Here is a 13864-nt window from a genome sequence, read left to right as displayed (position 1 = left end):
ATCCCTTTTCCGATTCGGGGACGCGAGCCGTTCACGTGGTGTGGTCAGCCAGATACCGCAGTCGCCGAGGCTCGAAGTGTAAGCGGGCGCGGACCTTTTGGCAGTGGATGACCGTTGACCGCGATCAGGTTGTTGCGGTCAACCGACTAAGCTCGTCGATAGTCAACCAACGCCACTTTCCGGCGGCCAGATCGCTCGGCAAATCCATCGTTCCAATACGTGAGCGATGAAGACCTTCGACCCGATTGCCCGCAGCGGCGACCATGCGCTTGACCTGATGGTACTTGCCCTCGGTGAGGGTCAATCTGAACGTGTGCGAGCCCGTTTGCTCACAGGCCGCAGCGCGCACGTTCTGGTTTTCGTCATGCAGCAGTACACCGTCGAGCAGGCGCTTGATCTGCTCGGGCGTGACCTCATGTTTGGCCGTCACGTCATACACCTTGGGCACGTGGCGCTTGGGCGAATTCAGGCGATGAATGAATGGCCCGTCATCGGTCAGTATCAACATGCCCGTAGTGTCTTGATCCAGACGCCCGACGGCTTGAACTCCCTGAACATTGCTCTTGCTCGGGCGCTGACGCAGCGGGCTCGGCAGCAAGGTATAAATGCTGGGATAGGCTGATGGCTTCTGCGAGCATTCCGTGCCCGCCGGTTTGTGAAGCAGGATGTATGCCTTGTCCTGATACGGCCAATCGACGCCCTGCACATTGAGACGTAGCCCATGCTCCTCGAAATCCTGCGTTGCGTCCCGACAAACCACGGGCTCTGCCGCATCGCCATCTACATAGATGGCCACATGCCCCTGCTGCACCAGCCCGGCGCACACACGCCGGGTTCCAAAACCCTGGGAATAGAGAATGTCCTGAAGTTGCATGGATCGAATGCTGTGATGCCCCGAATTTGATCGGGCCGTTCGTGAATGGGCGATGGTGAAGCTACTTCGGCAGTATGTCCCAGCTATGCGTCTGCCGTCATTTCGTCCCCCCAAAGCAAGACGCCCTCCGACTCATGAGGAGTGGAGGGCGTCTTGGGCTGTAAGAGCCTGACGATGACCTACTTTCACACGGGAACCCGCACTATCATCGGCGCGAAGTCGTTTCACTGTCCTGTTCGGGATGGGAAGGAGTGGTGCCAACTTGCTATGGTCATCAGGCATAACGGGGTGCTTGGCAGTTCTGTGGGAGAACTGCGTTGCGAATTCATAGAGTCTGGGATCAGTTTTGATTGCGTCTTGGCATAACTTACAAGTCTTGAGCTATTCAAAGTCATTATCAAAGTTATAGGGTCAAGCCGCACGGGCAATTAGTACTGGTTAGCTTAAAGCATTGCTGCTCTTCCACACCCAGCCTATCAACGTCGTGGTCTACAACGACCCTTCAGGGGGCTCGAGGCCCCGGCAGATCTCATCTTGAAACGAGTTTCCCGCTTAGATGCTTTCAGCGGTTATCTCTTCCACACATAGCTACCCTGCGATGCCACTGGCGTGACAACAGGTACACCAGAGGTGTGTCCACTCCGGTCCTCTCGTACTAGGAGCAGGCTTCCTCAAATCTGCAGCGCCCACGGAAGATAGGGACCAAACTGTCTCACGACGTTTTAAACCCAGCTCACGTACCTCTTTAAATGGCGAACAGCCATACCCTTGGGACCGACTACAGCCCCAGGATGAGATGAGCCGACATCGAGGTGCCAAACACCGCCGTCGATATGAACTCTTGGGCGGTATCAGCCTGTTATCCCCAGAGTACCTTTTATCCGTTGAGCGATGGCCCTTCCATACAGAACCACCGGATCACTATGTCCTGCTTTCGCATCTGCTCGACTTGTCAGTCTCGCAGTTAAGCACGCTTATGCCATTGCACTATCGTCACGATGTCCGACCGTAACTAGCGTACCTTCGAACTCCTCCGTTACACTTTGGGAGGAGACCGCCCCAGTCAAACTGCCTACCATGCACTGTCCCCGATCCAGATAATGGATCCAGGTTAGAACCTCAAACACACCAGGGTGGTATTTCAACGTTGGCTCCATGTGATCTAGCGACCACACTTCAAAGCCTCCCACCTATCCTACACAGATCTGTTCAAAGTCCAATACAAAGCTACAGTAAAGGTTCATGGGGTCTTTCCGTCTTTCCGCGGGGAGATTGCATCATCACAAACATTTCAACTTCGCTGAGTCTCAGGAGGAGACAGTGTGGCCATCGTTACGCCATTCGTGCAGGTCGGAACTTACCCGACAAGGAATTTCGCTACCTTAGGACCGTTATAGTTACGGCCGCCGTTTACTGGGACTTCAATCAAGAGCTTGCACCCCATCATTTAATCTTCCAGCACCGGGCAGGCGTCACACCCTATACGTCCACTTTCGTGTTTGCAGAGTGCTGTGTTTTTAATAAACAGTCGCAGCCACCGATTTTTTGCAACCCCTTTCTGCTCCGTTTGTTCAACTTCACATACCGGGGGCATACCTTCTCCCGAAGTTACGGTATCAATTTGCCGAGTTCCTTCTCCTGAGTTCTCTCAAGCGCCTTAGAATACTCATCTCGCGCACCAGTGTCGGTTTGCGGTACGGTCGTCAATAGCTGAAGCTTAGTGGCTTTTCCTGGAAGCAGGGTATCACTCACTTCGTGTGCAAGCACACTCGTTATCACCCCTCATCTTAGCCCGGCGGATTTGCCTACCAGGCACGACTACAGGCTTGAACCAACATGTCCAACAGTTGGCTGAGCTAACCTTCTCCGTCCCCACATCGCACTATTGATCGGTACAGGAATATTGACCTGTTTCCCATCAGCTACGCATCTCTGCCTCGCCTTAGGGGCCGACTCACCCTACGCCGATGAACGTTGCGTAGGAAACCTTGCGCTTACGGCGAGCGGGCTTTTCACCCGCTTTAACGCTACTCATGTCAGCATTCGCACTTCTGATACCTCCAGCATCCGTCTCCAGACACCTTCACAGGCTTACAGAACGCTCTCCTACCACGTGCAATAAATTGCACATCCGCAGCTTCGGTAACTGGCTTGAGCCCCGTTACATCTTCCGCGCAGGACGACTCGATCAGTGAGCTATTACGCTTTCTTTAAATGATGGCTGCTTCTAAGCCAACATCCTGACTGTTTTAGCCTTCCCACTTCGTTTCCCACTTAGCCAATTTTAGGGACCTTAGCTGGCGGTCTGGGTTGTTTCCCTCTTGAGTCCGGACGTTAGCACCCGGTGCTCTGTCTCCCAAGCTGTACTCTGCGGTATTCGGAGTTTGCCTTGGTTTGGTAAGTCGCCATGACCCCCTAGCCAAAACAGTGCTCTACCCCCGCAGGTAATACTTGAGGCACTACCTAAATAGTTTTCGGAGAGAACCAGCTATTTCCAAGTTTGTTTAGCCTTTCACCCCTATCCACAGCTCATCCGCTAGTTTTGCAACACTAGTCGGTTCGGACCTCCAGTACCTGTTACGGCACCTTCATCCTGGCCATGGATAGATCACTTGGTTTCGGGTCTACACCCAGCGACTAAATCGCCCTGTTCGGACTCGGTTTCCCTGCGCCTCCCCTATTCGGTTAAGCTTGCCACTGAATGTAAGTCGCTGACCCATTATACAAAAGGTACGCCGTCACCCCTTGCGAGGCTCCGACTTTTTGTAAGCATACGGTTTCAGGATCTATTTCACTCCCCTCCCGGGGTTCTTTTCGCCTTTCCCTCACGGTACTTGTTCACTATCGGTCGATGATGAGTATTTAGCCTTGGAGGATGGTCCCCCCATATTCAGACAGGGTTTCTCGTGCCCCGCCCTACTTGTCTGCAGCCTAGTACCACCACCGGGTTTTCACATACGGGGCTATCACCCACTATGGCCGGCCTTTCCATGCCGTTTTGTTAACCCGATGACTATCACTGCAAGGCTCTTCCGAATTCGCTCGCCACTACTATCGGAATCTCGGTTGATGTCTTTTCCTCGAGCTACTTAGATGTTTCAGTTCACTCGGTTCGCCTCGGCAACCTATGTATTCAGTTGCCGATACCCTTGCGGGTGGGTTTCCCCATTCAGAAATCTCCGGATCAAAGCTTGTTTGCCAGCTCCCCGAAGCTTATCGCAGGCTATCACGTCTTTCTTCGCCTATCATCGCCAAGGCATCCACCATATGCTCTTAGTCACTTGACCCTATAACTTTGACATCTCCCCTCAAGGAGACTACACAGTCAACAGATCTCAGACTTGTCTTGTGAGGTCTCTCACCTCACGCGTTATGCCGTAATGTGAATGATCTTCTTGGCTGGAGTCCGCTTTTTATCGCGCACCCCAACTTTGAGAACAATTCGTCATTACTTGAACAAACAAAGTTTTTGTCTATTCGTTTTGACGCAATCAAATTTGTCACTGGCGGCACGGTGCAGCAACCCATCCGGTTTCCTGCTTTCCGCCAGCAACACTGATTTTCGACTCTATGAATTTTTAAAGAACAGCCGCGTTGATCCGGTAATCCGGATTCAACATCAAAGCAGTCTCCTGGCGAAACCGCTTTGATGTTGATTACTTGATAAGCACTTGGAGTGTGGTGGTGGAGGATGACGGGATCGAACCGACGACCCCCTGCTTGCAAAGCAGGTGCTCTCCCAGCTGAGCTAATCCCCCGGGATCCTCGAACCAGATATTGGAATCTTGGTGGGTCTAGTTGGGCTCGAACCAACGACCCCTGCGTTATCAACACAGTGCTCTAACCAGCTGAGCTACAGACCCATTCCACGCAGCCCGCCGCATTGCTTGGGCAGGCCACCTGGCTTTGTTCCAACAACCGATAAGTGTGGGCGTTCAATCTTGAATGCTGTTTTCCAGAAAGGAGGTGATCCAGCCGCACCTTCCGATACGGCTACCTTGTTACGACTTCACCCCAGTCACGAACCCCGCCGTGGTAAGCGCCCTCCTTGCGGTTAGGCTACCTACTTCTGGCGAGACCCGCTCCCATGGTGTGACGGGCGGTGTGTACAAGACCCGGGAACGTATTCACCGTGACATTCTGATCCACGATTACTAGCGATTCCGACTTCACGCAGTCGAGTTGCAGACTGCGATCCGGACTACGACTGGCTTTATGGGATTAGCTCCCCCTCGCGGGTTGGCAACCCTTTGTACCAGCCATTGTATGACGTGTGTAGCCCCACCTATAAGGGCCATGAGGACTTGACGTCATCCCCACCTTCCTCCGGTTTGTCACCGGCAGTCTCATTAGAGTGCCCAACCAAATGTAGCAACTAATGACAAGGGTTGCGCTCGTTGCGGGACTTAACCCAACATCTCACGACACGAGCTGACGACAGCCATGCAGCACCTGTGTGCAGGTTCTCTTTCGAGCACCAAACCATCTCTGGTAAGTTCCTGCCATGTCAAAGGTGGGTAAGGTTTTTCGCGTTGCATCGAATTAAACCACATCATCCACCGCTTGTGCGGGTCCCCGTCAATTCCTTTGAGTTTCAACCTTGCGGCCGTACTCCCCAGGCGGTCAACTTCACGCGTTAGCTTCGTTACTGAGAAAACAAATTCCCAACAACCAGTTGACATCGTTTAGGGCGTGGACTACCAGGGTATCTAATCCTGTTTGCTCCCCACGCTTTCGTGCATGAGCGTCAGTGCAGGCCCAGGGGATTGCCTTCGCCATCGGTGTTCCTCCGCATATCTACGCATTTCACTGCTACACGCGGAATTCCATCCCCCTCTGCCGCACTCAAGCCATGCAGTCACAAATGCAGTTCCCAGGTTGAGCCCGGGGATTTCACATCTGTCTTACATAACCGCCTGCGCACGCTTTACGCCCAGTAATTCCGATTAACGCTTGCACCCTACGTATTACCGCGGCTGCTGGCACGTAGTTAGCCGGTGCTTATTCTTACGGTACCGTCATGGACCCACTTTATTAAAATGAACCTTTTCGTTCCGTACAAAAGCAGTTTACAACCCGAAGGCCTTCATCCTGCACGCGGCATGGCTGGATCAGGGTTTCCCCCATTGTCCAAAATTCCCCACTGCTGCCTCCCGTAGGAGTCTGGGCCGTGTCTCAGTCCCAGTGTGGCTGATCATCCTCTCAGACCAGCTACAGATCGTCGGCTTGGTGAGCTTTTATCCCACCAACTACCTAATCTGCCATCGGCCGCTCCGTCCGCGCGAGGTCCGAAGATCCCCCGCTTTCATCCGTAGATCGTATGCGGTATTAGCAAAGCTTTCGCCTCGTTATCCCCCACGATCGGGCACGTTCCGATGTATTACTCACCCGTTCGCCACTCGTCAGCATCCGAAGACCTGTTACCGTTCGACTTGCATGTGTAAGGCATGCCGCCAGCGTTCAATCTGAGCCAGGATCAAACTCTACAGTTCGATCTTGAAAATTTAGAGTCTCTCGACTTGCTCAAAAATTGGAATTGATGAAGAAAAGACTTCAACAATACTGTTTTCATGAGCGTTTGTAGTGCTAAGCACTAGTTCCGAAGAACCTGGCACTCGCCATCAAACGCCCACGCTTATCGGCTGTATGTTTTTAAGGATCCTGACCGCCCGGGTTACCTCCGGACCGCCTGACTCGCCGTGATCAGCGAAGCCTTGAATTATGACACGTTTTGAAAAGACCTGTCAATCTTTGGGGTCTTGCCACCGACTCAACCACCCCCCCTGCCAACCACCGCTCCCGCAGCAACCAGCGAAGCCTTGAAGTGTAGCACGCTTTTTACAGCCCGCCAGCCACTTCACGATCCTCTTCGAACTATTCCGGCATGACTGCGAATCGCTCCGCGCATTCCGACTTCGTCTCAAGGAAGGGAAACGATTATAGCCGCGTTTTGAGACCTGGCAAAGAAAAAGGGAGAGATTTTTACATCTCTCCCTTTGAGCAAAAGCATGGCCTGCAAGCGGCGATCAGAGGCGCCACTTTTCCATGAGCTTTTCCGGCGTCAAATTGTCGTAGGTCTCGAAAGGTTGGTGGATCCAGGGATTGGTTTGCAGATAGTCCACCGAGTAATCCGGAGTGAAGGTCGAGAGCGCCTTGGTCCAGATCACCGCGCTGCGCAGTTCGGTAATCGGTGCATAGTTGGTCTTGAGCATGGCGATCACGGCATTGAGCGTGTGGCCCGAATCCGCCAGATCATCCACCAGCAGCACACGGCCGGCAATTTCACCCTTGGGCGTGGTGATGAAACGTGCAAGGTCAAGATGGCCCTGAACGGTGCCCGCCTCGGCGCGATAAGAGCTGGTGGACATGATGGCCAGCGGCTTGTCGAAAATGCGGCTCAGCATGTCGCCCGGGCGCAGACCGCCACGTGCGAGACACAGGATGGTGTCGAACTCCCAGCCTGACTGATACACCTTGAGCGCCAGTTTTTCAATGAGGTTGTGGTACTCGTCGTAACTGACGTAGAGGTGCTTGCCGTCTTCTGTCAACATTCTTTACTCCTGATCGGATGGCAGTCTTTGCTCTTGAATCCGTTGGCGGGATCAATCGGCGGCGTATGGGTTGTGCATGAGGATCGTGTGATCACGATCCGGACTCGTCGAGATCATCGCGACCGGCACGCCGGTCACTTCCTCGATGCGCTCCAGATATTTGCGCGCGGTTGCCGGCAGTTTGTCGTACTCGGTCACGCCCACGGTGGATTCCGTCCAGCCGGGAATGGTTTCGTAGATAGGCTTGCACCGCGCGATGTCTTCCGCAGCCATTGGCAACAGATCCACTCGCTCGCCGTCAAGCTCATAGCCAACGCACAATTGCAATTCGGTCAGTCCGTCCAGCACGTCGAGTTTGGTGATGCACAGGCCGGACAGTCCATTGACCTGCGCGCTGCGTTTGAGCAGCGCAGCATCGAACCAGCCGCAACGACGGCTGCGACCCGTGGTAACACCCTTTTCGGCCCCTACCGTGCTCATGTGATAGCCCGGTGTACCTTCCTTTTGCCAATCCAGTTCGGTCGGGAACGGGCCGCCGCCGACGCGCGTGCAATAGGCCTTGGTGATGCCGAGGATGTAATGCAGCATGCCGGGGCCGACACCGGAACCTGCTGCGGCATTGCCGGCGACACAGTTGCTCGAGGTCACATAGGGGTAGGTGCCATGATCGACGTCGAGCAGCGTGCCTTGCGCGCCCTCGAACAGCAGGTTTGCGCCGTCCTTGTGCGCGACATTCAGTTCGCACGATACGTCGGCCATCATGGGCCTGAGCAGCTCGGCATGACGCATTGCTTCCTCGAACACCGGCTCGAACTGCACCGCGCCATCCTTCATGTAGGCCTTCAAGGCATCGCCGAACTGGAAATTCTTTGAACCGAGGAAGGTGGTCAGCACGTGGTTGTGCAACGCCAGCAATTCGCGCAGCTTGGCAGCAAAGCGATCAGGATATTTCAGATCCTGCACGCGTAGCGCGCGACGAGCGATCTTGTCCTCATAAGCCGGGCCGATGCCGCGACCCGTGGTGCCGATCTTTTCGACGCCGCCGGACTCGCGAGCCGCCTCGCGGGCCACGTCGAGTGCCACGTGGAATGGCAGGATCAACGGGCAGGCTTCGCTCACACGCAGACGCGAACGCACTTCCACGCCCGCTTTTTCCAGACCTTCGATTTCCTCGAACAGCTTGGCTGCCGACAGCACCACGCCGTTGCCGATATAGCACTTCACACCGGGACGCATGATGCCGCTGGGAATCAGGTGCAAGGCGGTCTTCACGCCGTTGATCACCAGTGTGTGACCCGCGTTGTGGCCGCCCTGAAAACGCACGACGCCTTGCGCGCTTTCGGTCAGCCAGTCGACCAGCTTGCCCTTGCCCTCGTCACCCCACTGGGTGCCGACGACGACGACGTTACGACCCTTGCTTGTCTTCATTTCAAATCCGATCAAATACTTAGAAATTCAATGTCAGATAGCGCGCACGACCCAGCGCTCGGCCACCTGTACCAATTCACGGTCGCAGTGAAATTCGTCTACTTCACTTTCATGCCCGGGCAGTACGCAGACCACGGTTTCGCCCTGCTGACGCAAAGCGCTGATGGCAAGTGCGACGTCGCCATGCACGCCCCAGGGCGCACGGATGGCGGCCTTGAGCGGCTTGGGAGTGACGGCGCCGACCAACTCCTTGACGTCCAGGCTGAAGCCCGCAGCGGGACGGTTTCGTCCAAACACGGCGCCGACCTCGTCATAGCGACCACCGCGCACCAGCGCATCGCTCGCGCCGGGGACGTAGATCGCAAAGCGCGCACCGCTGTAGTACGCATAGCCACGCACATGCGCGAGATCGAAGGTCACCCGGGCCGGACTGATGCGCTCGGCCGTGGTGCGCAGATCGTCAAGCACGGGCTTGACGCCGGCGATGTGTCCGAGCGCCTTCTCTGCTTCATCGAGCACCTTCACATCACCGTAGAGTTGTAGCAATGTGAGCAACCCGTTGCGCGATGACTCGGGGAAAGACCGGGTGAGTTCCTTGAGCTCGCTGGCGTCCTTGACCGCCAGCGCGCCATGCACGCGGGCCAAGGTCTGCAGACCCGCAGGAACGCCTGCAAGCAGGCTGCGGACAATACGGACGTCGGCCAGATCGACGCTCGGGTCCTTGACCTCGGCCACGCGCAGGCATTCGAGGGCAAGCAGGACGGATTCGACATCGGCCTCGATACCCGCATGGCCGTAGATCTCGGCGCCGAACTGCAGCGGCTCGCGCGTCGCATGCGGGCGGTCCGGGAGCGCGTGCAGCACCGGGCCGCAATAGCACAGGCGCGTGACGCCATTTCGGTTCAGGAGATGAGCATCGATGCGTGCGACCTGCTGAGTGGTGTCGGCACGCACACCCACCGAGCGGCCAGAGAGTTGGTCCACCAGCTTGAAGGTCTGCAAATCCAGTGCCTCGCCGGTGCCGGTAAGCAGCGATTCCAAATGCTCCAGCAGTGGCGGCATTACCAGCTCATACCCGTAACTACGGGCTGTATCTAGCAATCCACGGCGAAGCTCTTCGATGCGCCGAGCCTCTGAGGGCAAGACATCGGCGATGTGATCCGGCAGGACCCAAGCGGACATGAGAAATGGGGATGCTGTTAAAAGCGTGATTCTACCGGACAGCCTGCAATCAAACAGCGCCGTACGGGTCTTCCACTACACGAGCGGCAGAATCAGCGCGCCGACGATGATGGCAAGCGGTCCGGGCACACGGATTGGGACCCTCGCGCAGCCAGTTCCAAGGGCGGAAAACGCAACAAGCCCTCGAAGATCAGCAACAGGGCGAATGCTGACCAGAGGGCTTGTGACCTGGAGCCGTGAGGTCTTCGAGAGTCAGCGAAAAATGGCGCGAAGCGCACCATTTTTCACGGCTTACCTGCTGCCGCGCGCACTGGCCGCCGGCGCGGTGAAGTTCTTGAAGAATTCCGAAGACGAGGGGTCCACCACCATCACATCGCCCTTCTTGCCGAAGCTGGACTTGTAGGCATCCAGATTGCGGTAGAACTGTGCAAACGATGGATCGCGACCAAACGCCTCGGCGTAGACGCGGGCGGCTTCCGCATCGCCCTGTCCCTTGACCTTCTGGGCATCGCGATAGGCCCCGGCCACGATCACGTCACGCTGCTTGTCGGCATCGGCGCGAATCTTTTCGGCCTCGGCGGCCCCCGTCGACCGCAGCTCGTTGGCCACACGCTGGCGCTCGGCTTCCATGCGCCCGTAGACCGACGCGGTGATGGCTTCCACATAGTCCACGCGGGTAATGCGCACGTCGACGATGTCGATGCCCCAGGGCTTGCTGCCGCGCACGGCCTCGAGCACCTCGCGCTTGACGTCCGCCATCAGCACCTCGCGCTTGCCCGAGAGGAGTTCGCGCACCGTGCGGCGGTTGACTTCTTCCTGGAAGGAATTGCGCACCACGCGGTTGAGTTGCAGGGCACCGGCGGCCTCGTCCGGGCCGACGTTGCGGATATAGGCCGACGGATCGGAGATGCGCCAGCGCACGTACCAGTCAATCACGACGCGCTGCTTTTCGGCCGTGAGCATGGACTCGGTGTCTGTGCTGTCGAGCGTGAGCAGACGCTTGTCGATGTAGCGCACGTTCTGGAACGGCGGTGGCAGCTTGACGTTCAGGCCAGGCTCGGTGATGACTTCCTTGATCTGTCCAAGGGCGTACACCACGCCAAACTGGCGTTGGTCGACCACGAACAGCATGGAGCTGGCGAGAGCCAGGGCGATCAGCAGTGAAGTGATCCAAAAACCGACTTTGTTCACGACTTCTCCCTCTTATCGCGCTTCACGCTCACGTGAGCGGTTGGCGTCGCGCACGCGTGTATCTACATTGGGCGCGGCGCTCGTCGCCGCAGGTGCTGGAGCAGCCGCAGCGGTCGCGCCGTCAACCGTGCCGGCAGCCGCAGTGTTGGAGGCCTGCGAGACCGACTGCATGATCTTGTCCAGCGGCAGATACAGCAGGTTCGAACCCCGGCTCGATTCCACGACCACCTTGGTGGCGTTGGAATACACCTGCTGCATCGTGTCCGTATACATGCGATCGCGCGTGACCTGCGGCGCTTTCTGGTACTCGGTGAGCACCGAGCTGAAGCGACCGGCGTCACCCTGCGCCGCAGCGACGATCTTGGCGCTGTACGCCTCGGACTCTTCCTTCAAGCGCGAAGCCGAACCGGCAGCGCGTGGAATCACGTCGTTGGCATAGGCCTGCGCCAGATTCTGCAGTCTCACACGCTCCTGACCTGCCTTGAGCACGTCGTCGAAGGCCGCACGCACCTGCTCGGGTGGCTGCACACCGCCCTGCTGCAAATTGATGCCGACGATTTCGGCGCCGATCTTGTAGCGATCCAGAATGGTTTGCATCAGATCGCGCACGCGCGGCGCGATCTGATCGCGCTCATCCGCAAGTGCGGAATCCATCTTCATCTTGCCGACCACTTCGCGCACCGCGGTCTCCGCAACCTGCACGATGGTGCTTTCCGGATCGCGGCTCTCGAACAGCCAGGCACGCGCATCGCTCAGGCGATATTGCACGGCAAACTTGATCTCGACGATGTTCTCGTCTTCGGTCAGCATCGCCGACTCGCGCAGACCCGTGCTCTTGATGATGCTGTCGCGTCCCACGTCGGCCGAGCGGATGCGCGTGACGTACACAAGTTCGTGCTTCTGAATGGGATAGGGCAGGCGCCAGTTCAAACCCGCGCCCACGGTCGACTTGTATTTGCCGAACTGCGTGATCACGGCCTGCTGACCTTCCTGCACGATGAACACGCCGGTGCCAAGCCAGATCACGGCAGCAACTGCCGCGATCACGCCGACACCGATGCCCGCGCCCTTCATGCCGGGCTGGAAACCGCCACCATTGCCACCGTTGTTGTTGGGGCCCTTGTTGCCGCCACCAAACAGGCCCTGGAGCTTGCGGTTGAGGTCGCGGAACATCTCATCGAGATCGGGGGTTGCCCGCCGCCACCTCCTCCGCCGCCACCGTTGTTGTTGCCCTGGCCGCGCTGGCGACTGTCGGGCTGCTGACCATTGTTGTTGCTCTGCGGTGGACGCGGTTGATTCTCCGGCGGCGAGGAATTGCCATCGGATTTATCGTCACCACGCCCCCAGCGAGGGTCATTCAGATTGAACATCCCGCGTATGCGCTGGGGCAGTGCCGCCCAACGAAATGCGATGTTGTCAGAGTTCATGCCAAAGTCTCTTGTTCTCTTAGACGCTTGAATAGGAAGCTATTGTGCCCATCAATGTTCTTCGGGCTGAAATTCAGCAGCGGGCTCAGGGGACATCGACCGCCTTCTCAATGCCAATGCAGCCGTGGAAAGCTCCTCGCGCAACGCAGCGAGACCCTCGCCACTTTGCGCGCTGAGAAACACACGCGGCAGCCTGCGGCCATCGAGCTCGTATTCGTCGCGCATCTGAACGGGCATCTGCCCGGCGGCAATGGCGTCGAGCTTGTTGAACACCAGTATCTGCGGGATGTCGTCCGCGCCGATCTCGGCAAGCACGCGCTGCACCTGCTCGATCTGCTCGGGAAAGTGCGGATTCGACGCATCGACCACGTGCAGCAGCAGATCGGCTTCGACCGCTTCCTGCAACGTCGCCTGGAACGCATCGACCAGTCCGTGAGGCAGATCGCGAATGAATCCAACGGTGTCCGAAATCGAAATCGAACCCACCTCTTCACCGAGATACATCTGGCGCGTCGTGGTGTCGAGCGTCGCGAACAACTGGTCCGCCGCATAGGCGCGCGCCTTGACGAGCGCGTTGAACAGTGTGGACTTGCCAGCGTTCGTGTACCCGACGAGCGACACGCTGAACACCTCACGGCGTTCGCGCTGGCGACGCTGGGTATTGCGCTGTTTCTTGACCTTGACCAGACGCTCCTTGGTGCGTTTGATCGCGTCATTGATCATGCGGCGATCCAGCTCGATCTGCGTCTCGCCTGGGCCGCCGCGCGCACCGATACCGCCGCGCTGCCGCTCCAGGTGGGACCAGCGACGAACCAGACGGGTGGCGAGGTATTGCAGGCGCGCCAGTTCGATCTGCAATTTACCCTCGTGGCTGCGCGCACGCTGGGCGAAGATTTCGAGAATCAGCAGCGTGCGGTCGTTCACGGGAAGGCCAAGCGTGCGCTCGAGATTGCGCTGCTGGGCCGGGCTCAATGCCTGATCGAACAGTATTTCCTTGGCGCCGTAGGTCTGCGCGAGAAGGCGGATTTCTTCCGCCTTGCCGGAGCCCACGAACAGCGCCGCATCGGGCGCCTTGCGCTTGCATGTGAGACGGGCGACGGGCTGTAGGCCCGCCGTCTCGGCCAGGAGACCGAGTTCTTCCAGCTCCCCATCGAAATGGGGGCTCCAAAATCGACCCCGACCAGGATGACCGGGGCATTGCCTTGCACAGG

The 13864-nt window shown here is 57.4% G+C and carries 5 protein-coding genes, 2 tRNA genes, 3 rRNA genes and 2 pseudogenes; all 12 read right to left on the bottom strand.

Going from position 1 to position 13864, the window contains the following annotated elements; translation table 11 throughout:
• Positions 1–124 precede the first annotated feature (124 nt).
• On the bottom strand, positions 125–874 hold the full coding sequence (locus H9K75_RS19160) for a 16S rRNA pseudouridine(516) synthase (RefSeq protein ID WP_187723813.1): 750 nt from the start codon (positions 872–874) through the stop codon (positions 125–127).
• Between the two features lie 166 nt (positions 875–1040).
• Positions 1041–1153 (bottom strand): 5S ribosomal RNA (rrf, locus tag H9K75_RS19155).
• Positions 1154–1281: 128 nt separating this feature from the next.
• Positions 1282–4161 (bottom strand): 23S ribosomal RNA (locus H9K75_RS19150).
• 395 nt (positions 4162–4556) lie between these two features.
• A tRNA-Ala gene (locus H9K75_RS19145) sits at positions 4557–4632 on the bottom strand.
• Between the two features lie 28 nt (positions 4633–4660).
• Positions 4661–4737, bottom strand: a tRNA-Ile gene (locus tag H9K75_RS19140).
• A 96-nt stretch (positions 4738–4833) separates the two neighbouring features.
• Positions 4834–6366, bottom strand: a 16S ribosomal RNA gene (locus H9K75_RS19135).
• The 16S, 23S and 5S rRNA genes sit together here with 2 tRNA genes alongside, the layout of an rRNA operon.
• 534 nt (positions 6367–6900) lie before the next feature.
• Positions 6901–7425, bottom strand: a complete 525-nt coding sequence (locus tag H9K75_RS19130) for a phosphoribosyltransferase (RefSeq protein WP_187723812.1) — start codon at positions 7423–7425, stop codon at positions 6901–6903.
• A 51-nt stretch (positions 7426–7476) separates the two neighbouring features.
• Complete coding sequence (locus tag H9K75_RS19125) at positions 7477–8853, bottom strand: adenylosuccinate synthase (protein ID WP_187723811.1); 1377 nt, start codon at positions 8851–8853, stop codon at positions 7477–7479.
• Between the two features lie 33 nt (positions 8854–8886).
• Positions 8887–10035 carry an ATP phosphoribosyltransferase regulatory subunit gene (locus H9K75_RS19120; RefSeq protein ID WP_187723810.1) on the bottom strand — a complete coding sequence of 383 codons (1149 nt, stop codon included), beginning with the start codon at positions 10033–10035 and terminating at the stop codon, positions 8887–8889.
• A gap of 291 nt (positions 10036–10326) precedes the next feature.
• Positions 10327–11226: a protease modulator HflC gene (hflC, locus tag H9K75_RS19115; protein WP_187723809.1), complete on the bottom strand. Its 900-nt coding sequence runs from the start codon at positions 11224–11226 to the stop codon at positions 10327–10329.
• A gap of 12 nt (positions 11227–11238) precedes the next feature.
• Positions 11239–12653, bottom strand: a pseudogene (gene hflK, locus H9K75_RS19110) (FtsH protease activity modulator HflK).
• A gap of 51 nt (positions 12654–12704) precedes the next feature.
• Positions 12705–13861 (bottom strand): annotated as a pseudogene (hflX, locus tag H9K75_RS19105) (GTPase HflX).
• Positions 13862–13864: the final 3 nt, after the last annotated feature.

Origin of the sequence: Diaphorobacter aerolatus (genome assembly GCF_014489535.1) — a bacterium.
Taxonomy (GTDB): Bacteria; Pseudomonadota; Gammaproteobacteria; order Burkholderiales; family Burkholderiaceae_C; genus Diaphorobacter_A; species Diaphorobacter_A aerolatus.
The sequence above is the reverse complement of the archived record's forward strand: the minus strand, read 5'-3'. Positions and strand labels throughout refer to the sequence as shown.